Origin of the sequence: Streptomyces sp. 3211.6, from assembly GCF_003634815.1 — a bacterium.
GTDB classification, from domain to species: Bacteria; Actinomycetota; Actinomycetes; order Streptomycetales; family Streptomycetaceae; genus Streptomyces; species Streptomyces katrae_A.
The window spans coordinates 5086973-5112585 of the sequence record NZ_RBXC01000001.1; the positions used below are offsets into that span (position 1 = coordinate 5086973).

Consider the following 25613-nt stretch of genomic DNA (forward strand, 5'->3'; position numbering starts at 1 on the left):
GGAGGAACGCCCGGGCGCGGTGGTCGCGCCCGGGCGGAGGGCCGGGGGTGCCGGGGAGCGGCGGTCAGCCGTCGCGGCCGGTGCGGGGGCGGCCGCGGGGCGGGATCGGGGCGGCGCCGCCGGGGAGCCTGCCGGCCTCCGACAGGGCCCGGCGCAGCAGGAACTCGATCTGCGCGTTGGCGCTGCGCAGCTCCTCGCCGGCCCACCGCGCGAGGGCGTCGTAGACCTGCGGGTCGAGCCGGAGCAGCACCTGCTTGCGCGGCTCCCGTCCGGCCCGGGCGGGCTTGGGCTCGGACGGGTCCTGGGCGCCCCTGGACGTCACTGGTACAGGGTGCCCGTGTTGATGACCGGGGTGGCCGCGCGGTCGCCGCACAGGACCACCATCAGGTTGGAGACCATCGAGGCCTTCCGCTCGGGGTCCAGGTCCACGATCTCCTCCTCGGCCAGCCGGGTCAGCGCGAGCTCCACCATGCCCACCGCGCCCTCGACGATCTGCTTGCGGGCCGCCACGACCGCACCGGCCTGCTGGCGCTGGAGCATCGCGGAGGCGATCTCCGGAGCGTACGCGAGGTGGGTGAAGCGGGACTCGATGATCTCCACGCCCGCCGCGTCGACCCGGGTCGCCAGCTCGGCCGCGAGCTTCTCGGTGATCTCCTCGGCGTTGCCGCGCAGCGAGAGCCCGCCCTCCTCGTGCGAGTCGTAGGGGTACTCGATGGCGATGTGCCGGACGGCGGCCTCGGTCTGCGTCTCGACGAACTCCGTGAAGTCCTCGACCTCGAAGACGGCCCGCGCGGTGTCGGCCACCCGCCACACCACGACCGCCGCCAGCTCGATGGGGTTGCCGTAGGCGTCGTTGACCTTCAGGACGGCCGTCTCGTGGTTGCGGACCCGGGTGGAGATCTTCTCCCGCGAGGTCAGCGGGTTGACCCAGCGCAGCCCGTCCGTACGGATCGTCCCCCGGTAGCGGCCGAACAGCTGGACCACGCGGGCCTCGCCCGGGGCCACCGTGTTCAGCCCGCTCATGGCCAGCGCCGAGACCAGCACCACCAGGATGCCGAGGGGGATCAGGGCCGCCTTCGTCGCCGTCGCGGCCACCGTCGCGCCGAGGCCGATCAGGGCGGCGCCGGCCACCGCCCCCACGAGCCCGAGCAGGAGGGCGAGCCCGCCGCCGACGCTGTGCGCGGCGAACTCCCTTACGTCGGCCGGTCGTTCGCCCGTCGCTGAGGCTGTCATGGAATACCCCCGTTTGGTCCGTCGCGTCCGGTCCCGGTCGACTGGAACGCCTAGCAAAGTGATATCACTTTTTGCGATGACCGCAACCCATCCGGCATCGTGAGCGTCGGTTCCATCGGAGTGGGTGCTGATTCTCACGTCCGAATTGACCGGTATTGGTCAGGGTTAGCCAACCTTTGTCACAGCCTGCGGTGTTAGTTTTCTGAGCTGACGTCGGGGGGGTAATCGAGCGGAGCGGGAGCGATGGGCCGAGCAGATGCGCGACGGGCGCAGCAGCAGCGCGGTGGGCGGAAGGCGCCGGCCGGGCGTGCCGCCGGGCGCGCGGGCAAACCCACCGGGAAGAAGAAGCGCGGCGGCATACGCCGTTTCTTCACCTGGAAGACCATCCTCGGGACCTTCCTCGGCGGGATCCTGCTCCTCATAGCCGGAGCCTTCGCCCTCTACTTCTCCGTGGACGAGCCGACCGACCCGAACAAGACGGCGGTCCTGCAGAGCAACACGTTCAAGTGGGCCGACGGGTCGGTCATGACCCGCACCGGTGACATGAACCGCGAGATCGTCTCGATCGACAAGATCCCCGAGGACGTGCGCACGGCCTTCATCGCGATCGAGAACAAGACCTTCTACAAGGACCGCGGCGTCGACTTCATCGGCATCGCCCGCGGCGCGTTCAACACCCTGCGCGGCAAGGGCACGGCCGGCGGCTCGACGATCACCCAGCAGTACGTCAAGAACTACTACCTGACGCAGGACCAGTCGGCCACCCGCAAGCTCCGCGAAATGGTGATCTCCCTCAAGGTCGACCAGCGCATGGAGAAGGACGACATCCTCGTCGGCTACCTCAACACCAACTTCTACGGCCGCGGCGCCTACGGCATCCAGGCCGCCGCCCAGGCCTACTACGGCGTCGACTCCGACAAGCTCACCCTGGAGCAGGGCGCCTACCTGGCCGCCGTCATCCAGGCCCCCAGCCAGTACGACCTCGCGACCGCGGGCCCCAACGGCCGGCGGCTGGTCAACATCCGCTTCAACGCCGTCCTCGACAACATGGTCGAGATGGGCAAGCTGGACAAGGCCAAGCGCGACACCCTGCACCTGCCCGAGCCCATCAAGCCCAAGCCGCGCCCCGGCATGGACGGCCAGAAGGGCTACCTCATCCAGGCCGCCAAGGCGGAGCTGAGCCGCCAGGGCATCAAGGAAGCCGACATCGAGGCCGGCGGCTGGACGATCACCCTCAACATCGACAAGAAGAAGCAGGCGGCGCTGGAGAAGGCCGTCCAGGACGAGCTGGAGTCCAAGCTCGACCGCAAGGACGTCAAGGAACGCCCGGTCGACCAGAACGTCCAGGCCGGCGCCACCTCCGTGGACGCCAAGACCGGCCACATCGTCGCCATGTACGGCGGCGTGGGTCTGGCCGAGAAGTCGGCGAGCAACGCCCTGCGCACCGACTACCAGCCGGGCTCCACCTTCAAGCCGGTCGTGCTGGCCACCGCCCTGGACACCGGGGCCAAGACCCAGGACGGCCGTCCGATCACCCCCAACACCCTCTACGACGGCACCAGCAAGCGCCCCGTGGTCGGCAGCGACACCCCCTTCGCCCCGCAGAACCAGGACGACATCAACTACGGCGACCCGATGCTCACGGTCCAGGAGGCCACCAACTCCTCCGTGAACTCCGTGTACGCCCAGATGTTCGTGGACGCCAAGCCGGAGGTCGTGAAGAAGACCGCGCTCGCCCTCGGCATGAAGGACCGCGAGGGCTGGCCCGCCGACAAGCCGGCCATGTCGCTGGGCACGATGAGCGCCAACACCGTGGAGATGGCCGGGGTCTACGCCACCTTCGGCAACCACGGCAAGAAGGTCACCCCGACCATCGTCAAGAGCGCCGAGCACGTGGACGCCGAGTACAAGCCGGTCAGCCCCATCGGCGGCCAGGTCATCAAGCGCGAGACCGCCGACACCGTCACCAAGGTCCTGACCGGCGTGGTCCAGGACGGCTCCGGCAAGGCCGTGCGGTCCGACGCCTACCAGGCCGCGGGCAAGACCGGCACCACCGAGTCCAACGTGGCCGCCTGGTTCACCGGCTACACCCCGGAGCTCGTCACCGTCGTCGCGATGTTCGGCGAGGACCCCAACTCGCACAAGCAGGTCACCCTGACCGGTACGGCCGGCAAGGGCCGCGCCGGCGGTTCCAGCTTCCCCGCCCAGATCTGGCAGGCCTACACCACGGCCGCGCTCAAGGGCGTCAGCACCGGCGAGTTCGACCTGTCGGACGCCAACATGGGCACCCCGGTCGGCCCGACCCGTACCGCGGTCCCCTCCAGCGGCCCCTCCGGCACCGCCAACCCGTCCCCGTCCAGCTCCGGCACCCACCCGACGGGCAGCCCGGACCCCTCGGGCAGCGGCACCGGCAAGCCGGACCCGAGCCCGCCGACGAAGAACCCGACCCCGCCGACGAAGAACCCGACGCCCCCGACGGGCGACCCGCAGCCGCCGACGAAGAAGCCGACGCCGCCGCCCCTGTTCCCGGACGCACCCCAGCAGTAGGCCGCAGGCCCTCGTCACAGAACACCGCCGCCCCGCAGCGAGAACGCTGCGGGGCGGCGGTGTTCTGTCGCGGGCCGCTTCAGCGGCGCTCGTGCGCCGGCGGCAGCGCCAGCTCGAACCAGACCACCTTGCCGCTGCTCAGCCGGGTCGCGCCCCAGCGCCGCGCCAGGCGGTTGACCAGGAACAGGCCGCGCCCGCCCTCGTCGGTCTCCCGCGCCCGGCGCTGGCGCGGCAGCTGCGGGGAGTCGTCGCCGACCTCGCAGCGCAGCACGTCCGTACGCAGCAGGCGCAGGGTCACGGGCCGTTCGGCGTACCGGACGGCGTTCGTGACCACCTCGCTGACCAGCAGCTCCAGCGAATCGCTCAGCTCCTCCAGCCCCCAGCGGGCCAGGGCGCGCCGGGCGAACCGGCGGGCCCGGCCCGGGGCGGTCTCCTCCGGGTCCAGGAACCAGTACGCCACGTCGCTGGGCGCGATCCCCTCGAAGCGGGCCGCGAGCAGGGCGATGTCGTCGTCCCGGTCGCCCGGGCCGAGCATGTCCAGCACGTCGTCGCAGAGGGCCTCCAGCGGCGGCGAGTGGTCCAGCCCGGTCAGCTGCGCGGTGGTGGCGAGCCGTTCGCGCAGCTGGTCGATGCCCGTCCACACGTCCCGCAGCCGGGACTCCACCAGCCCGTCGGTGTACAGCAGCAGCGTGGCCCCGGCGGGGGCGTCCAGCTCCACGGCCTCGAAGTCCACCCCGCCGACCCCGATGGGGGCGCCCGGCGGGACGCGCAGCACCTCGGCGCGGCCGCCCAGGTGCAGCAGGACCGGCGGCGGGTGGCCGGCGTTGGCGATGGTGATCCGGTGCGAGACGGGGTCGTAGACCGCGTACAGGCAGGTGGCCATCCGGTCGGAGCCCAGCCGCTGGGCCTGCTCGTCCAGGTGGTGCAGCACCTCGGCCGGGGGCAGGTCCAGCTGGGCCAGGGTCTGCGCGGTGGTGCGCAGCTGGCCCATGATCGCCGCGGAGGTCATGGAGTGGCCCATGACGTCGCCGACGACCAGCGCGACCCGGCTGCCGGGCAGCGGTATGGCGTCGTACCAGTCGCCGCCCACCCGGGCCGTCTCGGCGGCGGGCAGGTAGCGCGAGGCCAGCCGGACCCCGGTGGGCTGCGGCAGGCCGTCGGGCAGCATCGTGCGCTGGAGCTCGTCGGCGATGTAGGCCTCGCGCCCGTAGAGCACGGCTTTGTCGATGCCGAGCGCGGTGTGCGTCGCCAGCTGGGCCGCCACGAGCAGGTCGTTCGTCTCGAACGCGTCCCGGTCCGGGGTGCGCAGGAACACCGCCGCGCCGATCACCCGGCGGCGGCCGCGCAGCGGGGCCAGGATGGCCCGCTGCCCGCGCGGCACCGGATGGTCGGCGCCCAGCAGCTCGGGCAGCGCGTCCCGGGCGCCGGGGGCCGACCCGAACACGGGCCGCACCCCGCGCAGCACCTCGGCGAGGGCCCCGCCGGGCCGGATCTCGCACAGCTCCGCCGCGGGCAGGTCGCCCTGCGGGCCGACCAGCGGCAGCTGGCTGAAGTCGAGTTCGCCGGCGCCCCCCGCGGCTCCGGCGGCCTCGCCGCCGTCGGCCAGGGCCAGGTCGTCGATCGGCCGGAGCCGGTCGGTGCGGCGCAGCCTTAAAACGACCGGGCCGGCGGGCCGCTCGTCGCCGACGGGCAGCGGGTCGCGCAGGTAGACGAGGATCGCGTCGGAGAAGGTCGGCACGGTCGCCCGGCACAGGCCGAGGACGATCTCGTCGAGGTCGATGCCCCGGGCGATCCGGCGCGTGGCGGCGCCGACGAACCGCAGCCGGTCGCCCTCGCGCCGGGCCACGCCGGCCTCGGCGGAACCGGTGCCCGGGCCGCCCGCGCCCGGTACCGCCCGCGCCCCGGCCGCCGCCCCGGCGGCCTCCTCGTCCCGGCCCGCGTTGCGGGCGGCCTCGCCGTCACGGGTCCGCGCGGCCCCGGCGCCGGAGTCCGCCGGGCCGTGGCCGGAGGAGCCGTCGACGGCGGTGCCGCGCGGGCGCGGGAAATCGGCATGCGTGCGTACGGCCTCGGCGGCCGCGATGGGGGCCTTGCCGTGGCCGAGCTCGTCCGTACCTCCGCCGGGGGCGACGGTGGGCTGCGGGCCCTCCTGGGAGGTGGGGTACTCCGTCACGCGTGGAATTCCGTCCGTTTGCGCTCGATGTGCGCTGCACTCAACTCGGTCAGTCGCGGTATACCCGCTCAGCGGCGGGGGCACCACCACCCCCGGGTTCCGCGTCCCGCTCGTTACCTTTCTTTCCGCGTCGACCTCCGGTCAAGTCCCGGTCGCCGCAGGTCATTTACGGGTACGGGACCAGGAGGGCCCCCCGCGCGCGACCGGCGGAGGACGATCCTACGGTTGAACCCCGGGGGCGCATCAAGGGTCTCATGACGTCATATGCGCCGGGGTGCGGTCCCAGTCCTCGGGCAGAACCGGAACCCCCCAGGCCGGATCGGGCCTCCAGTTCTCCCAGCCGTCACCGAACGGCGGCCCCCAGGCCTTGACGACCTCCAGTGCCGCGCGGCCCGCCTCCTCCACCCGCGCGGCCTGCCCGGCGTCGATCAGCCCGATCCGCCGCGCCTGCGCGAACTCGTCCTCGTCCCGCCACTTCCAGCTGCGGTCGGGGTAGACGGAGATGTCGAGGAAGTGGTCCACCGAGTCCAGCCCGCCCGGCCAGCGGGTGCGCGGCTCCTCCAGGTTCACGTACCAGTTCTTGAACAGCCAGCCGTGGTCCCAGAACAGCCACACCGACCAGGGCTCCGCGGGCCGGGCCAGCTTGAGCACCCCGGCGCCGAACCAGCGCGACCGCACGGTGGTGCGCGGCGCCGTGTAGCGGGTGGCGAGGGGCTCCTCGTGCACCGGGGTGCCGTCGGCGAGTACGGGCTTGACGCATTCGGTGCCGGGCGCCATCCACACCGCGAGCAGCTCGTCGGTGTCCTGGACGACGGTCACCGGGCGGGCGATGTGGAACCGCCCGCCGGGTCCGGGGCCGTGGTCGCGGTAGCGCCAGAGGATCTGCGCCCCGGGTGCCCAGTGCGCAGCGTGCGTCCCGCCCGGCGCGGCGGGGTCCGCCGCGCCGGTGCCGGGCCTGGAAGTACCTGTCATGCGCAGATCTTAGGGCGGCTCCCCTCGGGGATGCTGCGGTGCAGGTCACGGTGGGGATCCCCGCAGCGGTGGCCGGGCGGGCGGCCGGGGTCGCGAACGACCGGATCCGGTCCCCTCTCCGGGGTGGACCGGGGGCGGTTCAGGGGCGGGTCATCCGCAGGACGTCCAGCGCCTCGTCCAGCTGCCGGAGCGTCAGCGCGCCCCGGTCGACGTAGCCGGACTCCAGCACCACCTCGCGGATGGTCTTGCGTTCCGCGAGCGAGCGCTTGGCGACCTTGGCCGCCTCCTCGTACCCGATGTAGCGGTTGAGCGGGGTCACCACCGAGGGGGAGGACTCGGCGTACTCCCTGGCCCGTTCGGCGTTGGCGGTGATCCCGTCCACGGTGCGGTCGGCCAGCAGGCGGCTGCCGTTCGCCAGCAGGCGGATGGATTCGAGGAGGTTGCGGGCCATCACGGGGAGCATCACGTTGAGCTCGAAGTTCCCGGAGGCGCCCGCCACGGCGACCGCCGTGTCGTTGCCGGTCACCTGTGCGGCGATCATCAGCAGGGCTTCGGGCACGACCGGGTTGACCTTCCCGGGCATGATCGAGGAGCCCGGCTGGAGGTCCGGCAGATTGATTTCGGCCAATCCGGTGCGCGGTCCGGAGGCCATCCAGCGCAGATCGTTGCAGATCTTGGTGAGCGAGACCGCGATCGTGCGGAGCATCCCCGAGGTCTCCACCAGCGCGTCGCGCGCCCCCTGGGCCTCGAAGTGGTTGCGGGCCTCGGTCAGCGGCAGCCCGGTGGCCCGCGCCACCTCGGCGATCACGGCGGCCGAGAACCCCGGCGGGGTGTTGATCCCGGTGCCGACGGCCGTACCGCCCAGCGGCAGCTCGGCCAGCCTCGGCAGGACGGCCTCCAGGCGCTCGATCCCGTAGCGGATCTGGGCCGCGTACCCGCCGAACTCCTGGCCCAGGGTGACGGGGGTGGCGTCCATCAGGTGCGTGCGCCCGGACTTGACCACCTCGGCGAAGGCGGCGGCCTTGCGCTCCAGGGCCAGTTCCAGGTGGCGCAGGGCCGGCACCAGGTCGTGGGTGACGGCGGCGGTGGCGGCGATGTGGATGGACGAGGGGAACACGTCGTTGGAGCTCTGCGAGGCGTTGACGTGGTCGTTGGGGTGGACCTCGCGCCCGAGCCGCTCGGTGGCCAGGGTGGCGATCACCTCGTTGGTGTTCATGTTGGACGAGGTGCCGGAGCCGGTCTGGAAGACGTCGACGGGGAAGTGCTCGTCCCAGCGGCCCTCGGCGACCTCGGCCGCCGCGGACCGCACGGCCGCGGCGGTCTCCTCATCCAGGACCCCGAGCTCCGCGTTGACCAGGGCGGCGGCCGCCTTGATCCGGGCCAGGGCCTCGATGTGGGCGCGTTCGAGGCGCTGCCCGGAGAGCGGGAAGTTCTCCACCGCGCGCTGGGTCTGGGCGCGCCACTTGGCGTCGGCGGGCACCCGTACCTCACCCATGGAGTCGTGCTCGGTCCGGTACGCCGTGGACTTCTGATCATCGGTCATCTTCACATCCTCCTCAGAAAGTTGAGCAATTGTCTTGTTCGGACTGTTCCCATCTCCCCTACCGGCCAGTAAATACCGGGGGTAACACCGCTATCGGGGAGGCAGTACATGGCTCGTTCGCATGCGAAACCCAGGCTCAGATCTACATTCGCCGCGGTCGCGGCGGCCCTGGCCGCCCTCGGGGGCGTCACCGCCATCACCCCCATGGCCGAAGCGGCCCCCGCCGCATCCGGCTCGATCACACCCCTGTCACCGGAACTCGAAGCCATCCGCGCCGCCGAGGCCACCAAGATCTACGGCGACCCGGCGATCCGCCCCCTCGCCGAACGCAAGACCGGGCTCATCTCCCTCGGCGACAGCGAGATCTCCGGCGAGGGCACGGGCAACTACGACCCCGCCACCAACACCTCCGCCAACCAGTGCCACCGCTCGCCCGACTCGGCGATCCACCGCACGGGCATCCCGGCCGACCTCACCTTCAACGTCGCCTGCTCCGGCGGATACACCGGCAACATCCGCATCGGCGGCAGCAAGCAGTACGCCGACGAACTGGTGCAGAGCGACAACCTGGCCATCAAGGCCCGCAACACGAAGATCAAGATGGTGGTCCTGGTCGCCGGCGCCAACGACGACCTCCAGTTCGGCCCCGTCATGACCGACTGCGTCACCCGCTGGGTCCTCAGCCAGGGCACCTGCGAACCCAAGTACGGCCCGGGCTGGCAGGCCCGCGTCGACGGACTGGTGCCCAAGGTCGAGGCCACCATCGGCGACCTCAAGACGGTCATGCGCGACGCCGGCTACGCCGACTCCGACTACAAGCTCGTCGTCATGGGCTACCCCAGCCCCATCGGCCCCGACTTCTACGACAACCCGAGCTTCCCCGGCAAGCTCCCCGGCGGCTGCGCCGGCTACGACTCCGACGCCGCATGGGGCCGCAACTACGCCGTCCCCGCCTTCGAGAAGGGCATGCGCACCGCCGCCCTCGCCGCCGGCGCCACCTACCTGGACAACTCGCGGCTCTTCCACGGCCACGAGGTCTGCATGGAGGACACCTGGGCCCGCGGCCTCTACCTCGACCTCGGCGACCACTTCCCCTGGGACGAGAACACCGCCCGCCAGTCCTTCCACCCCAACTACCGGGGCCACGGCGCCTTCGCCTCCTGCCTCACCCAGCTCTACGGCTCCGGCCTGCGCGAAGCCTCCTGCGCCGACCCCGCCAGCACCGGCACCCCCGTCCTCCAGCCCGGCGCCTGGGACGACCTCTACACACCCCTGAAGAACGAGGCCACCGGCAACTGCCTCGACTCCTTCGGCGGCTCCAGCGCGAACAACACCAAGGTGGTCGGCTGGGACTGCCACGGCGGCCGCAACCAGGGCTGGTGGTACGACACCGCCAACAAGTCCGTCCACGTCGAACTCAGCCAGGACCGCTGCCTCGACGTCCCCGGCGGCACCTACACGGCCGGCACCGGCCTGATCCTCTGGAACTGCCACGGCGGCGCCAACCAGCAGTTCGTCCGCGACGGCGCCACCCTGCACCCCGCCGCCGCCCCCGCCCTGTGCCTGACCGTCGCCGCCGCCCACGAGCAGCTGCGCCTGCAGACCTGCAACGGCTCGGCCGGCCAGCGCTTCGCGTAGACCCCCGCAACCCCGACCCGCCCTCCAGCGGCTTTGGCCGCGGTTTGGAGAACTTCTGGAGCGGCTCGGCAGCATGGAACGCGTCCCACCCCCACCCACCCTCCGAAGGAGGTGCTTCGAGATGAAGAAGATCCAGATCCGCAAGGCCGGTCCGGTCCGCCTGACCTCTTCCGCGTGCTCGCACTACCCGAGCCCCGCGTAACCGCACCCCGGGCGCGTTCGAGCAAGGGGCGTCCCCAGGCACACCGGGGGCGCCCCACCGGTCCGGGCCCGGCCCACGAGAGACGGAGCCCCCGCCATGGCGGAGCCAGGCCACACCAGCACGGACGACACCCCACTGGCGCTGCATCCGCTGGTCTACCTCCAGGACGGCGACGAGGTCACCATCGGACGCCGCGACACCGAGTCCTACGCGATCTTCCCGCCCGACGGCGCCGCACTCGTCCGCCGGCTCCAGGAGGGCGCCACCCCCGCACAGGCCGCGGACTGGTACGAGGCCGAGTACGGCGAGCGCGCCGACGTCGCCGACGTGGTCGAGGCCCTGCACGAGCTCGGGTTCGTCCGCGCCGAGGGAGAGCCGGAACCGGTCGCCGCACCCGTGCGCTGGCAGCGGCTCGGCAAGGCCGCCTTCTCCCCGGCCGCCTGGACCGCGTACGCACTCCTCGTCGCCTGGGCGGCCGTCAGCGTCGTCCGCGACCCCGGCCTCCTCCCGACCCCCGACGACCTCGTCTTCAGCCACTACTACGCGGTGATCACCCTCGTCCTGTTCGTGGTGGCCGTACCGCTCATCGCCGTCCACGAGATCTTCCACGCCCTCGCCGGCCGCCGCCTGGGCATCCGCTCGCGCACCAGGATGTCGTACCGCTTCTACTTCCTCGTCGTGGAGACCTCCCTGGACGGCCTCGCCGGGGTGGAGCGCCGCAAGCGCTACCTGCCGATCCTCGCCGGGATGGTCGCCGACGTCGTCCTGATCGCCCTCGCCGTCATCACGGCCGGCCTCACGCACGGACTGACCGGCCGCATCTGCCTGGCGGTCGCCTTCACCACCTTCATCCGGCTGCTCTGGCAGTTCTTCCTCTACCTGCGCACCGACATCTACGTCCTCATCACCACCGTGCTCGGCTGCGTCGACCTGCACACCACGGCCGTGCGCATGCTCGCCAACCGGGTCAACCGGCTGCTCGGACGCACCGACCGGCTCACCGACGAGTCCCTGTGGCACCCCGTCGACCGGCGGGCCGCCCGCTGGTACTCCTGGCTGCTGCCCATCGGCTACGCCGTCAGCCTGACCACCTTCCTGTGGGGCGTAGGACCCGTCTTCCTCGCCATGACCTCGGCCTCGCTCGACCGCTTCGGCACCGGCCACTCGACCTGGGTCCAGCTGACCGACGCGGCCGTCTTCCTCGTCCTGACCTTCGGCCAGATCGCCTTCGCCCTCTGGCTCGCCGCCAGGGAGCGCCTGCGCAGCCGGCGGGCCCGGCTCCACCACGTCATCGCCTGACGGGACCACCCCCGGCGGGCCTCTTCCGAAAGGCGGGCCCATGACCGGGCACCACTGGATCTCCGCACCCCACCGCCCCGCACGCGCCGCCCTGCTGGCAGGCCTCGACCTGCCGCCGCTCCTGGCCGCCGTCGACGCGCACCGCCGCCTGCGCGGCCCGTACACCGCGGCCGGAACGCTGCTGCGGCTCCTGGCCCCCGCGGCGCTGGAACGGCGGCCCGCCCTGGCCGCCCGCCACTACATCGAACTCCAGGAGAGCACCCCCGAGCTGGCCCCGCTCGTACCGCCGGTCACCCACCACATCGAGGAGCAGTCCACGGCCGGCGAGGTCAGCCGCTACCCGGCCCGCCTGCACTCCCTGCGCGTGGCCCACGGCATCGTCGACTTCCTGCTCGCCGCCCTCACCGACGCCGGCGAGGGCCCGCGCACCCTCGTCGTGGAGAACGTGCAGCACGCCGACGTCACCGACCAGGAGTTCCTGGCCGCCGCCCTGCGCCGGATCCCGCCCGGACTGCTCACCCTCGTCCTGTGCACCGGCACGGCCGAACTCCTCGACCCGCCCGGCTTCCCCTCCCTCTCCCTGCCGGCCGCCCTCGCCGCCCACACCACCCGGGCCGCCGCCCCCGACGCACCCCCCGCCCCGGCCGCCGACACCGGCCCCGAGGCGGTACGCCGCTACGTGGACGGCGACTGCACCGACGACGACCCCGCCCTCGCCGCCGCGTACGAGGCCCTGCCCGCGGCGGAGCGCGCCGCCCTCCACGACGCCCGCGCCGCCGAGCTCGCCGCCCGCGCCGAGGAGGCCGAGCCCTCCCTGCGGCTGGGCGCCCTCCCCTTCCACCTGGTGCGGGGCAGCGACCCCGGCGGAGCCGGCGTCGAGGCCCTGCGCACGGCCATGCTCCGCTGCAAGTACCTGGGCTTCTACCACCTCGCCGCCGAACTCGGCGACGAGGGACGTCGGCTGACGGACCCGCAGCGACGCCCCGACCTGTGGTGGATCTTCATCCGCGAATCCGGCGTCTGCCTCGCCGCGGCCGGACGCCCCGACGAGTCGGCCGTCCTCCAGGAAGAGGCCCGGACGGCCACCCAGAGCCCCGCGCACCACATGAAGCTCGCCTACGAGATCGGCATGCTCTACGCCCGCCACTACCCCGAGGAGCGGCGCGACCCCCGCCGGGCCCGGGCCTGGGTCAACACCGCCATCTCCATCGCGGACCTGCTCCCCGACCCCAAGGAACGCGCCTTCTACTCCGTCTTCAACCGCAACGGCCTCGCCCTCGTCGAGGTCCGCGACGGCCGCCCGGACGAGGCGCTGCGCCTGCTGGACCAGGGCATCGAGCGCCTGAACCGGGAACTCGGACTCGGCGAGCGCACCTGGCACCAGGTCGGCCTCCGCTACAACCGCGCCCAGGTCAACAGCATGGCGGGCCGGCTGGAGGCGGCCCTGGAGGACTACGGCGAGATCATGGACGCCGACGACGACTTCGCCGACCACTACTTCAACCGCGGCAACATCCTGCGCAAACTGGGCCGCCTGGACGAGGCCATCGCCGACTACGAGCGGGCCCTGTCCCTGGAAGCCCCGTTCCCCGAGGCGTACTACAACCGGGGCGACGCCCGCCTGGAACTCGGCGACACCGACGGCGCCCTCGCCGACTTCGCCCGCACCCTGGAGCTCGACCCGGACAACCGGGAGGCCCTCCTCGCCCGGGCCGGCCTGCTCGCCGACCTCGGCGACCCCGAGGCGGCCCTGGCGGACGTGGCCGCCGGGCTGGCCCTGGCCCCCGACCACGCCCACCTGCTCTGCCTGCGCGGACGCCTGCTCGCGGAGGCGGACCGCACCAAGGAGGCGGCCGAGGCCGTCGACGCGGCGCTCGCCAGCGACCCCGGGCTGGCCGAGGCCTGGGCGATCAAGGGCGAACTGGCCTACGGAGAGGGCGATCTGGGGGCGGCCGTGGCCGATTTCGACCGGGCGGTGGCGCTGGCCGACCGGCCCGAGTTCCGCTTCAACCGGGCCGTGGTCCACGAGACCGCCGGCCGGTTCGCCCGGGCCGCCGAGGACTTCGACGCCGTGTACGCGGCCACCGGCGACCCCGACGCGGTCGAACGCCGCGACGCCTGCCGGCGCGCCGCCGAGCGCAGCGCCGTCTGAGCCGGAGCGCGGCGGATGAGCGTGCGGCAGCGGGAGCAGGGCCTGGAGCGGGGCCGGGAACAGGAGCGGAGCCGGGACGCGGGCCGGGACGCGAGCTGGGACGCGGGACGGGAGGCGGCCCCCGGGCGGGGCCGGGAGCGGCGGGGGAGCGGGGAAGCCGGCCCGGCCGACCCCGTGGCCCGGTTCACCGAGGCCATGGCCCGCCTGGTCTCCGGGGTGGCGGTGGTCAGCGCGCGGCGGGCCGACGGCAGCCCGTGCGGGCTCCTCGTCTCCTCCGTCAGCTCCTACAGCGTGGCCCCGCCGTCCGTCATGCTGGCCCTCTCGCGCGACTCGCGTACCTACCGGGCCATGGAGGCCCGCGTGGGCACCCCCTTCGGGGTGCACCTGCTGGGCTCCGCCGACGAGGCCCTGGCCAGGGTGTTCGCGGGGCGCGGGGAGGACAAGTTCGCGGGCGTGGCCTGGGACTGGGACGAGGGCAGGCCCCGCATCGCGGGCGTCCCGGTCTACCTGGGGTGCCGGGCCGCCGCCGTGTTCCCGCACGGGGACCACGTGGTCCTGCTGGGCGAGGTGGCCGACTGCACCGTCCGGGACGCCACCCCGCTCGTCCACTACCGCCGCCGCCTGGACTGGCACCTGGCGTAGGGGGACCGTGCTGCCTGGCCCGGGCGGCGGGCAGGCCGGGTCCGGGACGGGCCGTGGCGGTGCCGCCCGTTGGTCTCGGGCGGCACCGGGGGAACGGTGATGCCCCAGGAGCCGCGGTCCCGCGGACCGGGCGCCCGCTGGGCCGGGCGGGGGCGCGCCGGTCCTGCGGCGCGGGGGACCGGGGAAGGCGGTGCCCCCCTCCGGGAAGCGGCGGGTCAGCGGCCGGCCGGCTGGAGGAGTAGGGGTCTGCGACATCGGCCGTGCTCGGGGCCCGTCGGGCGTAAGCCGCCCAGCAGCGCCCGCTGGACCGCCTGGAGCCCCGGCCCCGGCTCGATCCCGACGTCCTGGACGACCACCCGCCGGACCCGGGCGTACGCGTCCAGGGCCTCGGCCCGCCGTCCCGAACCGGCCAGGGCCAGCATCAGCTGCTCGTGGAACTCCTCCCGCAGCGGATGGCGGGCGCACAGTTCCGCCAGCTCGGCGATCACCTCCCGGGACCGGCCCGCGCAGATGTCGGCACCGATCCGGTCCTGGACCAGCGCGAGCCGCTCCTCCTCCAGCCGCACCGCGTAGTACGCCGGCAGGCGCGCGGGCCCCAGATCGGCCAGCGGCCGCCCGCGCCACATCGCGAGGGCCGCCGAGAACGCCGCGCTCGCCGCGGCGCAGTCACCTGCCGTCCGCAAACCCCGCCCCAGCGCGGCCCGGGCCCGGGAGCGGTCCAGGTCCAGCTCGCCGGGCTCCACGTGCAGCACGTAGCCGGAGCCGGCCGTCCGCAGCAGCGGGTGGTGGCGGGGGTCGCCCCCGGCGCGGCCGTGCCCCGGGTCCAGCGTCCGGCGCAGCCCGGACACGTACATCTGGAGGGTCGCCTGGGCGCAGCGGGGCGGATGCCCGTCCCACAACTCCTCGATCAGCATGTCCGCGCACGCCAGCCGGTTGGCGTGCAGCAGCAGGATCGCCAGCAGCGCGCGGCGCTTGAGCTGGCTGGGCGTGCACACCGCACCCGAGCGGCGCACCTCCAGCGGGCCGAGGACGAGGTAACTCGGCTCGCCCTCCTCGCCGCCGCCGGTGCCGCTGTCGCCGCCGGGTCTGGCACCGGGTCTGCCGCCGGTGCCGTCGTCCGGTCTGCCGCCGGAGCCGTCGTCGGGGGCGTCGCCGCCGGCGGAACGTTCATCGTGCTGTCCTGCGGCCATGCCCCAGTCACCCTCGCCCGCGCCACGGCGCCGGTGGGCGCCTGTCCGTCGTCGGCCAACGGCATGCCCCCGGCGGATATACCGCCCCGCACGCCACGGCATACGTTCGAGCCTCGCGGGCTGCCTGTCACGGGTGCGAACCAGCCAATGACACACCGTCACACGGCGGGCTGCCGGCCCCCGTCCGCCCCCGCCGCGACCGCCCGGGCGCCGAGCTGCTCGCGCACCGCGCGGGGCCGGTTGGTGATGATCGTCTCCACCCCGAGCCGTACGCACAGCTCCACGTCCTCGGGCTCGTCCACGGTCCACACCCGCACCCGCAGCCCCTTGGCCCTCAGCCGCCCCACCAGCCCCGGATCCCGGCGTACGAGGTCGATCCCCGGACCGGCGTGCCCGGCGAACGGCGGCCGCGGGGCGCGCAGCTGCCGCTCGATCAGGTAGACGGACGGCAGCCCGGGCGCCAGCCGGTGCAGCCGGGTCAGCGCGTTGCGGGAGAAGCTCATCACCTCGACCCGGCCGTCGGAGCCGTCGGCGAGCCCGTACTCCTTCAGCATCCGCACCAGCTCGGCCTCCAGCCGGCCGCCGGCCCGGGTGGGGTGCTTGGTCTCCACGGCCAGCCCCACCGGCCGGTCCGCCGCCAGGGCCTCCTTCAGCAGGTCCTCGAAGAGCAGCACCCGCGCCCCCCGGTGCTCCGCGCCCTTCCAGCCGCCGAAGTCGAACGCGGCCAGCTGCTCGTACGTCAGCTCGGAGACCACCCCGCGCCCGTCGGAGGTCCGCTCCACCGTCCGGTCGTGCACGCACACCAGCCGCCCGTCCGCGCTCAGCCGCACGTCGCACTCCAGGGCGTCGGCCCCGTCGGCGATGGCCCGCCGGTAGGCCTCGATGGTGTGCTCGGGGAACTCGTGGGAGGCCCCGCGGTGCGCGACCACGCGGATCGCGCGGGCGGAGCCGGGGGAGGGGGTCGTCGGTGCCATGCGGGAATCCTTGCGAACCGGGGTGAACAGCCGGGTGCGGGCCTGTGACCCCGACGTTAACCCGGCCACCGGCCGCTCACCGCCCGGGCCCGCGTCACGGCTTCGCGGGACGCGCCGCCGGCGGGGCGTCTGCCCCTGGGCCGACATGCGCGAGGGCCCCTCCCCCGTCCGGGGGAGGGGCCCTCGCCACCACGGGCTACAGGCCCGGGCCGCGCACCGGGATGTGGGTGAACGTCGGCTCCGGGGCCGGGTTCTGGAAGAAGTCGTTGCCCTTGTCGTCCACGACGATGAAGGCCGGGAAGTCCTCGACCTCGATCTTCCAGACCGCCTCCATGCCGAGCTCCTCGTACTCCAGGACCTCGACCTTCTTGATGCAGTCCTGTGCCAGGCGCGCCGCCGGGCCGCCGATCGAGCCGAGGTAGAAGCCGCCGTGCGCGCCGCACGCGTCGGTCACCTGCTGCGAGCGGTTGCCCTTGGCGAGCATCACCTTGGAGCCGCCCGCCGCCTGGAACTGCTCGACGTAGGAGTCCATGCGTCCGGCCGTGGTCGGGCCGAAGGAGCCGGAGGCGTAGCCCTCGGGGGTCTTGGCCGGGCCCGCGTAGTACACCGGGTGGTCCTTGAGGTACTGCGGCATGCCCTCGCCCGCGTCCAGCCGCTCCTTGATCTTGGCGTGCGCGATGTCGCGGGCCACGACCAGGGGTCCGGTCAGGCTGAGGCGGGTCTTGACCGGGTGCTTGGTCAGCGTCGCCAGGATCTCGTCCATCGGCTGGTTCAGGTCGATGCGGACCACGTCGGCCGTCTCGTCCAGGTGCGCGTCCGTGGTCTCCGGCAGGAAGCGCGCCGGGTCGGTCTCCAGCTGCTCCAGGAAGACGCCCTCGGCGGTGATCTTCGCGACGGCCTGGCGGTCGGCGGAGCAGGACACCGCGATGGCGACCGGGAGGGAGGCGCCGTGGCGGGGCAGGCGCACCACGCGGACGTCGTGGCAGAAGTACTTGCCGCCGAACTGGGCGCCGATGCCGATCTTCTGCGTCAGCTCGAAGACCTGCTGCTCCAGGGCCTCGTCGCGGAAGCCGTGGCCCAGCGCGGAACCCTCGCGGGGGAGCTCGTCCAGGTAGTGCGCGGAGGCGTACTTGGCGGTCTTCAGCGCGTGCTCGGCGGAGGTGCCGCCGACGACGATCGCCAGGTGGTACGGCGGGCAGGCCGCCGTGCCGAGCGAACGGATCTTCTCCTCCAGGAACTTCATCATGGAGGCCTCGTTGAGGACCGCCTTGGTCTCCTGGTAGAGGAAGGACTTGTTGGCCGAGCCGCCGCCCTTGGCCATGAAGAGGAACTTGTACGCGCCGCCGTCGGTCGCGTAGAGCTCGATCTGCGCGGGCAGGTTCGAGCCGGTGTTCTTCTCCTCCCACATGGTCAGCGGGGCCATCTGCGAATAGCGCAGGTTCAGCCGGGTGTAGGCGTCGTAGATGCCGCGCGAGAGGGCTTCCTCGTCGCCGCCCCGGGTCAGGACGTTCTGGCCGCGCTTGCCCATGACGATCGCCGTGCCCGTGTCCTGGCACATCGGCAGCACGCCGGCCGCGGCGATGTTGGCGTTCTTCAGCAGGTCGAGGGCGACGAACTTGTCGTTCGCGCTCGCCTCCGGGTCGTCGATGATGCGGCGCAGCTGGGCCAGGTGCGCGGGGCGCAGGAAGTGCTGGATGTCGTGGATGGCCTCCTCGGCGAGCTTGCGCAGCGCCTCCGGCTCGACCTTGAGGAACGTACGGCCGTCGGCCTCGAAGGTCGAGACGCCCTCGGAGGTCACCAGCCGGTAGGGGGTGGTGTCCTCGCCCAAGGGCAGCAGGTCGGTGTACGCGAACTCCGGCATGTGGCCAATCCTCACTCGGCAGACAGCGCTGGCGTCCGTTTTGGCAGCGCGGCTAACCAGCGTAGAACCTCCCCGCTCGGGCGTGTCTGTGAGGTAGGGCTCACCCATCGCTATCGCGATCTATCGTGTCTCGCTATGCTGGCCGACGTGGACATGGAAAAGCACCCCGCAGACGCCGCCGGCCCCGGCCCCGCTCCCGCGCCGCCCGCCGCTCCGGCCCCCGCCGCACCGGCCGCCGGCGGGCTGCGCGCCTCCGACGCCGACCGGGACCGGATCGCACAGGTCCTCTCCGACGCGCTCGCGGAGGGCCGGCTGAGCGCCGAGGAGCACTCCGAGCGCCTCGACACCCTCTACGCGGCCAAGACGGTGGGGGAGCTGGAGGTGCTCGTACGGGACCTCCCCGCCGGAGCCGCCGCCCACCCCGCCGCCCACTCCGCCCACCCCGCAGCCCCCGCGGGGACCGGCCCGGTGGAGTCCGTGGTGGCCGTGTGCAGCAGCTCCACCCGCAAGGGCCGCTGGCGCCCGGGCCCGCACACCCGCGCGGTCTCCGTCCTGGGGGACATCACCATCGACCTCACCGAGGCGGTGTTCGAGCAGCAGGTCACCGAGTTCAACGTGGTCGCGGTCCTCGGCAACGTCGAGGTCCTGGTCCCGGAGAACGTCACCCTGCGCGGCTACGGCAGCGGGCTCCTCGGCAACTTCGAGGTGCACGGCGGGGGCGTGGCCGCCGACCCGCAGGCGCCGGTCGTGATCGTCCGCGGCCTCGCCGTGCTCGGCAACATCGAGGCCCGGCCCAAGCTCGGCGCCCGCCTCGTCGACCTCGCCGGCAAGCTGCGCAAGCGGCTCGGCTGAGCGCGCCGCCGGTGGACGGGTTTCGGACGAACCGCGTCCGGCCCGCCGTCACCGGTGCATAGGGGCACGCGCAGCGGGTAGGGACAGGTGCATCGTCTCTCGCTCGCGTACCCGTCGTCAGGAGTAGACCGTGCCGCATCCGCCGCATCAGTCCCTGCAGGCAGCCGCCGTCCAGAGCCTTCTCACGCGCCCGGCCGCCGTGCCGAAGCCGAGGGTGCCGGCGAGGGAAGAGGGGGACGGGCCCTGGCACACGGAGGCGGTGTGCCGCAGGGACGAGGCGGGTCTGTTCTTCGCACCGTCCAAGGAGCCGACCGCGGCCCGGCTGGCCCGCGAGGAGGCGGCCAAGCGGGTCTGCGCCCGCTGTCCGGTGATGGTCGCCTGCCGGGAGCACGCGCTGCTCCAGCCCGAGCCGTACGGGGTGTGGGGCGGGCTGACCGCCGCCGAGCGGCGGGTGGTGCTGGGCCGCAGGCGGCGCCGCGCCGCCGAACTGCTGCCGGGCGCGCCCGGACCGGTCGCCGCCGCGGGCTGAGCCGCGCGCCGTGCAGGCCGTAGGAGACGACGAGGGGGTGTCCGGCGGATCAGGGCCGGACAGCCCGCGCCGCCGGGCGTCCCGGGCCCGGCCCTGATCCGCCGGACACCACTGCTGACACCACTGAGGGGCGGTCCCCCCGCACGGGGACCGCCCCTCAGTGGTGCCGTCACCGGCGGTGTTGGCTCCTACTGGGCGCGGCCCAGGGAGATGCCGCTGTAGGCGCGCAGCTTCGACAGGCGGTGCGTGGAGTCGATCTGGCGGATCGTGCCCGACTTCGAGCGCATGACCAGCGAGGAGGTGGTCGCGGTCTCCGAGCGGTAGTGGACGCCGCGCAGCAGCTCGCCGTCCGTGATGCCGGTGGCGACGAAGAAGACGTTCTCGCCGGACACCAGGTCGTTGGTGGTCAGGACGCGGTCGAGGTCGTGGCCCGCGTCGATGGCCTTCTGGCGTTCGGCCTCGTCCTTGGGCCAGAGCTTGCCCTGGATGGTGCCGCCGAGGCACTTTATGGCGCACGCCGAGATGATGCCCTCGGGCGTGCCGCCGATGCCCATGAGCAGGTCCACGCCGGTGCCCTCGCGCACCGCCATGACCGAGCCGGCGACGTCGCCGTCGGAGATGAACTTGATCCGGGCGCCGGTCTCGCGGATCTCCTTGACGATGCCCTCGTGGCGGGGGCGGTCCAGGATGACGACGGTGACGTCCTCGGGGGCGATGCTCTTGGCCTTGGCGACCCGGCGGATGTTGACCGAGACGGGGGCGTTGATGTCGACGAAGTCGGCGGCCTCCGGACCGGTGACGAGCTTGTCCATGTAGAACACGGCGGACGGGTCGAACATGGTGCCGCGGTCGGCGGCGGCCAGTACGGCGATGGCGTTCGGCATGCCCTTGGCGTTCAGGGTGGTGCCGTCGATCGGGTCCACGGCGATGTCGACCTCGGCGCCGGTGCCGTCACCGACGTGCTCGCCGTTGAAGAGCATCGGGGCTTCGTCCTTCTCCCCTTCGCCGATGACGACGACGCCGTTCATCGAGACGGTGGAGATCAGGGTCCGCATCGCGTTGACCGCGGCGCCGTCGGCGCCGATCTTGTCGCCACGGCCGACCCACCGGCCCGCGGCGAGCGCCGCAGCCTCGGTGACCCGGACGAGTTCGAGTGCGAGGTTGCGGTCGGGCGAGTCGGGGGCTACTTCGAGCTGGGGCGGCAGGTTGTGCTCGGTCATCGGAGCGCACCTTTCTGTACGACGACGGCCGGGAGTGTGAGGGTGCTGGAACTCTATCGGTTCGTCGACATATTGAGCAGAGCGGGTCACTTATGAGCGCATTATCGGTCAAGCGGTCCGGCTGAGCGGACACGGCGCGCCCCTCGCGCGCCGCCCGCCCCGCCGCCACGGCGACCCCCGGCGGTGATCGCCGTCTGCCATGCGGGACGATGGTGGGGTGGCAGGTATGAAAGGCAAGCAGACGGTCTGGGACATGGTCCGGTCGCTGGCGGTGATCGGTGTCGTGGTCGCGGGTATCTACATGTTCATCCCGCACGACGACAAAGCCGACCCGACGCGCACGGTCGACTACCGGGTGGAGACCCTGACGGCCCGGCGCGCGGCCCCGTACCCGGTGGCGGCCCCCGTGGGCCTGCCGGAGCAGTGGCGGGCCACGTCGGTGACGTTCGAGCGCAAGAACGCCAACGCCTGGCACCTGGGCTTCCTGGACCCGCAGCAGCAGTACGTGGCGGTCGAGCAGTCCACGGACGCCTCGCAGAAGAACGTCGCCAAGCTCACCCAGAAGGCGGCGCCCACCGGGCAGACCCAGCAGGTCGGCGACCGGGCGTGGGAGCGCTGGGACGGCGAGAAGTACGACGCGCTGGTGCGCCAGGACCAGGGCTACGTCACGGTGGTCACCGGGACGGGCTCCTTCGAGCAGCTGGGCGCGATGGCGGCGGCGCTGGAGTTCAAGCAGGGGCCGCAGGGCCAGTGAGCCCGCTCCGGCGCCCCGCGCCGCACGTACGCACGTACGCACGTACGGACTGACCCACGAACCTACGGAAAGGCCGCCCGTCCCGGGGAAACCGGGGCGGGCGGCCTTTCGCGCATGCGCGCGTGCGCGCAATCGGCGCCGTCGTGCCGGGGCTCAGACGGTGGTGATGACCTCGTCGTAGGACAGGCGCGGCGAGCGGGGGTGGAAGGCGTCCTCGCCCGGCTTGCCGATGTTGACGACCATCAGGGCGGAGTGGTCGCCGTCGAGGAACTCCTTGCTGATGCCCTCGAGGTCGGCACCGGTCATCGGGCCGGCGGCCAGGCCGGCGGCGCGCACGCCGACGATGAAGTAGGCGGCCTGCAGCATGGCGTTGCGGCCGGCGAAGGCCTCGCGGGCCGGGCGCTCGGTGAAGAAGTCCTTGACCTGCGGGTAGTGCGGCAGGAGGGTGTCGAACTCCTCGTGGAACTCGTTGTCCGCGGCGAGGATCGCGACCAGCGGGGCGGCGGCCGTCTTGGCCTTGTTGCCGTCCGACATCAGGTTCACCAGGCGCTCGCGGGCCTCGGCCGAGCGGACCAGGGTGATGCGCAGCGGGGTGCCGTTGAAGGCGGTCGGGCCGTACTTCACCAGGTCGTAGATGGCCTGGACCTGCTCGTCGGTCACCGGCTCGTCGGAGAACGAGTTGGCGGTGCGGGCCTCGCGGAACAGCAGGTCCTGAGCAGCGGCGTCGAGCACGAGAGACATCGGTAAGCCTTCTTCTGTACGGAGGTGAAGCGGTAACCCGACTGTAGGACAAAAGTAGATGAAATTTCAACTACTTTCCTTCGCGGGTGATCCGGATCACTCCTCGGGGCCGCCCCCGTCGGCCGCCTCCGCCGCCTCCCGGGCGGCCAGCGCCGAGTCCAGCCGGGCGCGCGCGCCCTCCAGCCAGCGCCGGCAGACCGCCGCCAGCTCCTCGCCGCGCTCCCAGAGCGCGAGCGACTCCTCCAGCGAGGTGCCGCCGGCCTCCAGCTTGCGGACGACCTCGATGAGCTCGTCGCGCGCCTGCTCGTAGCCCAGCGTCGTACCGGCCTCGGTCATTCCCTGTCCCATCGTAGATGTGTCTTACAACGACTCTGTTGCCGGAACGTGTCCGTCTGTAGCGGGGCCCGAGCAGGCCTCCACCACCGTCACCGCGAACTCGCCCTCCGCCACCCGCGCGCGCAGCGCCTCGCCCGGCGCGACCTCCCCGGGCCCCCGCACCACGTGCCCGTCGGCCCGCTGGAGCACCGCGTACCCGCGCTCCAGCGTGGCCGCCGGAGACAGCGCCACCACCCGGGCCCGGGTGTGCTCCAGCTCCGACTCCGCCCGGTCCAGCAGATGTCCCAGCGTGCGCCGGCTGCGGCCCAGCAGGGCCTCGACCTCGTCCTCCCGGCTCTCCACCATCCGCTGCGGATGCACGAACACCGGCCGCGCGAGCGCGTGCGCCAGCCCCCGCTCCTCCCGCTCCAGCAGCCCCCGCAGCGCCCGCAGCCCCCGGCCCTGGAGCTGGCGCACCCGCTCCAGCTCCTCGCCGACGTCCGGCACCACCTTCTTCGCCGCGTCCGTCGGCGTGGAGGCCCGCAGGTCCGCCACCAGGTCCAGCAGCGGGGAGTCCGGCTCGTGCCCGATCGCCGACACCACCGGCGTACGGGCCGCCGCGACCGTCCGCACGACCTCCTCGTCCGAGAAGGGCAGCAGGTCCTCCACGCTGCCGCCGCCCCGCGCCACGATGATCACGTCGACCTCGTCCAGGGCGTCCAGTTCCTTCACCGCCCGCACCACCTGCGGCACCGCGTGCACCCCCTGCACGGCCACGTTGCGCACCTCGAAGCGCACCGCCGGCCAGCGCCGCCGCGCGTTCTCCAGCACGTCCCGCTCGGCCGCCGAGGCACGCCCCACCACCAGCCCGACCAGCTGCGGCAGGAACGGCAGCGGCTTCTTGCGGTCCAGCGCGAACAGCCCCTCGGAGGCCAGCGACCGCTTGAGCCGCTCCAGCCGCGCCAGCAGCTCCCCGATCCCGACGGGCCGTATCTCCGTCACCCGCAGGGACAGCTGCCCGCGCGGCGCGTACCACTCCGGCTTCGCCAGGACGACGACCCGCGCGCCCTCCGACACCACGTCCGCGACCTCGTCGAACACCTGGCGGAAACAGGTCACGCTGACGGAGATGTCGTGCGAGGGGTCGCGCAGCGTCAGGAACACCACCCCCGCCCCCGGCCGCCGGGACAGCTGAGTGATCTGCCCCTCCACCCACACCTGGCCCAGCCGGTCGATCCAGCCCCCGATGAGCCGGGACACCTGACCGACCGGCAGCGGCGCCTCCGCCGACGTATTGAGACCCATGCAGGCAGGCTAACCGCCGCCGCTGACAGCACCTTTCATTCCGGACCTTTCATTCCGGCTCTGTCCGGCCCCGCTGGAAGAACAGCACCCCCAGCCCCACCACCAGCCACACCGCCCCCACCGCCTGCGCCGTCGGCGAGGCCTCCACGATCACCGCCACCGTCACCGCCGCCCCCAGCACCGGCACCACCAGGTGTGCGAACCAGCGCGGCGGGCCCTCCGTGCGCCGCACCACGAACCAGCCCACCACCGACGCGTGCAACAGGGTGAACGCCACCAGCGCCCCGACGTCCACCACCGACACCAGGTGGTCCAGCCCGTCGTCGCGCCGCGCCGCCCACACCGCCGCCACCAGCGTCACCACCGCCGCCACCAGCAGCGCCACCCTCGGCGTACCCCCCGAGGTCCGCGCCAGCACCCCGGGCAGCCGCCGCTCCCGGGCCATCGCGAACAGCAGCCGCCCCGCCGCCGCCTGCCCCGCCAGCGCCGCGAACGCCGCCCCCACCGCCTTGCTCACCGCCACCAGGTCGTGCAGCCAGCCCCCCACCGACGCCTCGACCGCCGTATAGAACGCGGGCCCCTGCAACGCCGGATCCGCGGCCAGCTCCGCCGCCGGGAACGGCGCCAGCAGCGCCGCCAGATACGTCTGCGCCACGAACAGCACCCCCGTCAGCGCCAGACAGAACAGCACCGCCCGGGCCACCCGCGCACTGCCCCCCGTCACCTCCTCCGCGAACGAGGCGATCGCGTCGAACCCCAGGTACGACAGCACCGCCACCGACACCGCCCCCACCACCGCCGCCACCGAGAACTCCAGCGACCCGTCCCCCGTCAGCGGCGACAGCCACCCCCGCCGCGCCCCGTCCCGTACCAGCACCGTCACCGCCGACACCAGGAACACCAGCAGCACCACGATCTCCATCGCCAGCACCGCGAACCCCACCCGCGCGGCCGCCCGCACCCCCCACAGGTTCAGCAGGGTCGTCACCACCACCGCCAGCGCCGTCCACACCCACCGCGACACCTGCGGCACCAGCGCGTTCATCGCGATCCCCGAGAACAGGTACGCCACCGCCGGGATCAGCAGGTAGTCCAGCGCCGCCATCCACCCCGCGACCATCCCCGGCCCCTCGCCCAGCCCCTTGCGGGCGTACGTGAACACCGACCCCGCCTGCGGCGCCACCCGCACCATCTGCGCGTACGAGAACGCCGTGAGCCCCATCGCCACGGTCGCGACGACGTAGACGAGCGCGACCGCCCCGTGCGACTTCGCGTCCAGGGCGCCGAAGACCCCGACCGGGGCCATGGGTGCGATGAAGAGCAGCCCGTAGACCACCAGGTCCCGGAAACCCAGACTCCGCCGCAGTACCGCGGGCGCGGCCGTACCGGGATCCACAGCGGCTGCCATCGTTCCTCCGGGGGCGGTGAAGGGGCGGTGAGGGGGCGGTGGGGACGGACGTTCGACCCAGTCTCT

The 25613-nt window shown here is 73.1% G+C and carries 21 protein-coding genes; 8 read left to right on the forward strand and 13 right to left on the reverse strand.

From position 1 onward, the window contains the following. Window positions 1-64: 64 nt before the first annotated feature. Both BX286_RS23675 and BX286_RS23680 read right to left on the reverse strand, forming a co-directional pair. Window positions 65-322: a hypothetical protein gene (locus BX286_RS23675; protein ID WP_079429562.1), complete on the reverse strand. Its 258-nt coding sequence runs from the start codon at window positions 320-322 to the stop codon at window positions 65-67. Further along, complete coding sequence (locus BX286_RS23680) at window positions 319-1233, reverse strand: SPFH domain-containing protein (protein ID WP_079429563.1); 915 nt, start codon at window positions 1231-1233, stop codon at window positions 319-321. The genes BX286_RS23675 and BX286_RS23680 overlap by 4 nt, the downstream gene beginning before the upstream one ends. A 243-nt stretch (window positions 1234-1476) precedes the next feature. Here BX286_RS23680 and BX286_RS23685 point away from each other — a divergent pair, with 243 nt between their 5' ends. Next, complete coding sequence (locus BX286_RS23685; protein ID WP_079429564.1) at window positions 1477-3780, forward strand: transglycosylase domain-containing protein; 2304 nt, start codon at window positions 1477-1479, stop codon at window positions 3778-3780. 79 nt (window positions 3781-3859) lie between these two features. On the opposite strand, the gene BX286_RS23690 is transcribed toward BX286_RS23685, so the two are convergent. The 3 genes from BX286_RS23690 to BX286_RS23700 all read right to left on the reverse strand — a co-directional run bounded on the left by BX286_RS23690 (window position 3860) and on the right by BX286_RS23700 (window position 8465). Beyond that, window positions 3860-5950: an ATP-binding SpoIIE family protein phosphatase gene (locus BX286_RS23690; RefSeq protein WP_107438303.1), complete on the reverse strand. Its 2091-nt coding sequence runs from the start codon at window positions 5948-5950 to the stop codon at window positions 3860-3862. A gap of 252 nt (window positions 5951-6202) precedes the next feature. After that, window positions 6203-6922: a DUF402 domain-containing protein gene (locus tag BX286_RS23695; protein WP_121016259.1), complete on the reverse strand. Its 720-nt coding sequence runs from the start codon at window positions 6920-6922 to the stop codon at window positions 6203-6205. 139 nt (window positions 6923-7061) lie between these two features. Continuing rightward, a complete protein-coding gene (locus BX286_RS23700; RefSeq protein ID WP_079429566.1) occupies window positions 7062-8465 on the reverse strand; it encodes an aspartate ammonia-lyase in 1404 nt (467 codons plus the stop codon). Window positions 8466-8573: 108 nt separating this feature from the next. Here BX286_RS23700 and BX286_RS23705 point away from each other — a divergent pair, with 108 nt between their 5' ends. The 4 genes from BX286_RS23705 to BX286_RS23720 all read left to right on the forward strand — a co-directional run bounded on the left by BX286_RS23705 (window position 8574) and on the right by BX286_RS23720 (window position 14398). Beyond that, the gene (locus BX286_RS23705) at window positions 8574-10103 is read left to right on the forward strand and encodes a ricin-type beta-trefoil lectin domain protein (RefSeq protein WP_100862955.1); all 1530 of its coding nucleotides are present in this window, start codon (window positions 8574-8576) and stop codon (window positions 10101-10103) included. A 298-nt stretch (window positions 10104-10401) separates the two neighbouring features. Beyond that, window positions 10402-11604: a PqqD family protein gene (locus BX286_RS23710; protein ID WP_100862954.1), complete on the forward strand. Its 1203-nt coding sequence runs from the start codon at window positions 10402-10404 to the stop codon at window positions 11602-11604. Window positions 11605-11644: 40 nt separating this feature from the next. Further along, window positions 11645-13756 carry a tetratricopeptide repeat protein gene (locus tag BX286_RS23715; RefSeq protein ID WP_121016260.1) on the forward strand — a complete coding sequence of 704 codons (2112 nt, stop codon included), beginning with the start codon at window positions 11645-11647 and terminating at the stop codon, window positions 13754-13756. A gap of 15 nt (window positions 13757-13771) precedes the next feature. Beyond that, on the forward strand, window positions 13772-14398 hold the full coding sequence (locus BX286_RS23720; protein WP_079429570.1) for a flavin reductase family protein: 627 nt from the start codon (window positions 13772-13774) through the stop codon (window positions 14396-14398). Window positions 14399-14613: 215 nt separating this feature from the next. Here the strand turns inward: BX286_RS23720 and BX286_RS23725 are convergent, their stop codons facing one another. From BX286_RS23725 to BX286_RS23735, 3 genes are all read right to left on the reverse strand, one after another. Next, complete coding sequence (locus tag BX286_RS23725) at window positions 14614-15588, reverse strand: AfsR/SARP family transcriptional regulator (RefSeq protein WP_100862952.1); 975 nt, start codon at window positions 15586-15588, stop codon at window positions 14614-14616. A 158-nt stretch (window positions 15589-15746) separates the two neighbouring features. Beyond that, entirely contained in the window at window positions 15747-16562 is an 816-nt protein-coding gene (locus BX286_RS23730; protein WP_079429572.1) for a glycerophosphodiester phosphodiesterase, read from the reverse strand. 196 nt (window positions 16563-16758) lie between these two features. Beyond that, the gene (locus BX286_RS23735) at window positions 16759-18423 is read right to left on the reverse strand and encodes a fumarate hydratase (protein WP_187344183.1); all 1665 of its coding nucleotides are present in this window, start codon (window positions 18421-18423) and stop codon (window positions 16759-16761) included. 147 nt (window positions 18424-18570) lie between these two features. Between BX286_RS23735 and BX286_RS23740 the strand changes: the two genes are divergently transcribed. Both BX286_RS23740 and BX286_RS23745 read left to right on the forward strand, forming a co-directional pair. Then, window positions 18571-19275 (forward strand): DUF1707 domain-containing protein, encoded by a 705-nt coding sequence (locus BX286_RS23740; protein ID WP_398898797.1) that lies wholly within the window; start codon window positions 18571-18573, stop codon window positions 19273-19275. A 130-nt stretch (window positions 19276-19405) separates the two neighbouring features. Further along, window positions 19406-19804, forward strand: a complete 399-nt coding sequence (locus tag BX286_RS23745; protein WP_398898798.1) for a WhiB family transcriptional regulator — start codon at window positions 19406-19408, stop codon at window positions 19802-19804. A gap of 188 nt (window positions 19805-19992) precedes the next feature. Here BX286_RS23745 and glpX read toward each other — a convergent pair whose 3' ends face one another. Next, entirely contained in the window at window positions 19993-21024 is a 1032-nt protein-coding gene (gene glpX / locus BX286_RS23750) for a class II fructose-bisphosphatase (RefSeq protein ID WP_079429574.1), read from the reverse strand. A 226-nt stretch (window positions 21025-21250) separates the two neighbouring features. Here glpX and BX286_RS23755 point away from each other — a divergent pair, with 226 nt between their 5' ends. Beyond that, entirely contained in the window at window positions 21251-21778 is a 528-nt protein-coding gene (locus BX286_RS23755; protein ID WP_237293351.1) for a DUF4245 domain-containing protein, read from the forward strand. 153 nt (window positions 21779-21931) lie between these two features. Here the strand turns inward: BX286_RS23755 and BX286_RS23760 are convergent, their stop codons facing one another. The 4 genes from BX286_RS23760 to BX286_RS23775 form a co-directional block, all read right to left on the reverse strand. Continuing rightward, window positions 21932-22519 carry a malonic semialdehyde reductase gene (locus tag BX286_RS23760; protein WP_079429576.1) on the reverse strand — a complete coding sequence of 196 codons (588 nt, stop codon included), beginning with the start codon at window positions 22517-22519 and terminating at the stop codon, window positions 21932-21934. A gap of 96 nt (window positions 22520-22615) precedes the next feature. Then, a complete protein-coding gene (locus tag BX286_RS23765; RefSeq protein ID WP_079429577.1) occupies window positions 22616-22855 on the reverse strand; it encodes an exodeoxyribonuclease VII small subunit in 240 nt (79 codons plus the stop codon). A gap of 24 nt (window positions 22856-22879) precedes the next feature. Continuing rightward, a complete protein-coding gene (gene xseA, locus BX286_RS23770; protein WP_121016262.1) occupies window positions 22880-24139 on the reverse strand; it encodes an exodeoxyribonuclease VII large subunit in 1260 nt (419 codons plus the stop codon). A gap of 49 nt (window positions 24140-24188) precedes the next feature. Next, entirely contained in the window at window positions 24189-25547 is a 1359-nt protein-coding gene (locus BX286_RS23775; RefSeq protein ID WP_121016263.1) for an APC family permease, read from the reverse strand. Between the last annotated feature and the right edge of the window lie 66 nt (window positions 25548-25613).

Coding starts and splice junctions, on each gene's coding strand:
- BX286_RS23760 (WP_079429576.1), bottom strand. CDS start 22,519: ATGTCTCTCGTGCTCGACGCCGCTGCTCAGGACCTGCTGTTCCGCGAG.
- xseA (WP_121016262.1), bottom strand. CDS start 24,139: ATGGGTCTCAATACGTCGGCGGAGGCGCCGCTGCCGGTCGGTCAGGTG.
- BX286_RS23700 (WP_079429566.1), bottom strand. CDS start 8,465: ATGACCGATGATCAGAAGTCCACGGCGTACCGGACCGAGCACGACTCC.
- BX286_RS23755 (WP_237293351.1), top strand. CDS start 21,251: ATGAAAGGCAAGCAGACGGTCTGGGACATGGTCCGGTCGCTGGCGGTG.
- BX286_RS23765 (WP_079429577.1), bottom strand. CDS start 22,855: ATGACCGAGGCCGGTACGACGCTGGGCTACGAGCAGGCGCGCGACGAG.
- BX286_RS23705 (WP_100862955.1), top strand. CDS start 8,574: ATGGCTCGTTCGCATGCGAAACCCAGGCTCAGATCTACATTCGCCGCG.
- BX286_RS23680 (WP_079429563.1), bottom strand. CDS start 1,233: ATGACAGCCTCAGCGACGGGCGAACGACCGGCCGACGTAAGGGAGTTC.
- BX286_RS23775 (WP_121016263.1), bottom strand. CDS start 25,547: ATGGCAGCCGCTGTGGATCCCGGTACGGCCGCGCCCGCGGTACTGCGG.
- BX286_RS23685 (WP_079429564.1), top strand. CDS start 1,477: ATGGGCCGAGCAGATGCGCGACGGGCGCAGCAGCAGCGCGGTGGGCGG.
- BX286_RS23735 (WP_187344183.1), bottom strand. CDS start 18,423: ATGCCGGAGTTCGCGTACACCGACCTGCTGCCCTTGGGCGAGGACACC.
- BX286_RS23710 (WP_100862954.1), top strand. CDS start 10,402: ATGGCGGAGCCAGGCCACACCAGCACGGACGACACCCCACTGGCGCTG.
- BX286_RS23730 (WP_079429572.1), bottom strand. CDS start 16,562: ATGGCACCGACGACCCCCTCCCCCGGCTCCGCCCGCGCGATCCGCGTG.
- BX286_RS23720 (WP_079429570.1), top strand. CDS start 13,772: ATGAGCGTGCGGCAGCGGGAGCAGGGCCTGGAGCGGGGCCGGGAACAG.
- BX286_RS23695 (WP_121016259.1), bottom strand. CDS start 6,922: ATGACAGGTACTTCCAGGCCCGGCACCGGCGCGGCGGACCCCGCCGCG.
- BX286_RS23725 (WP_100862952.1), bottom strand. CDS start 15,588: ATGGCCGCAGGACAGCACGATGAACGTTCCGCCGGCGGCGACGCCCCC.
- glpX (WP_079429574.1), bottom strand. CDS start 21,024: ATGACCGAGCACAACCTGCCGCCCCAGCTCGAAGTAGCCCCCGACTCG.
- BX286_RS23715 (WP_121016260.1), top strand. CDS start 11,645: ATGACCGGGCACCACTGGATCTCCGCACCCCACCGCCCCGCACGCGCC.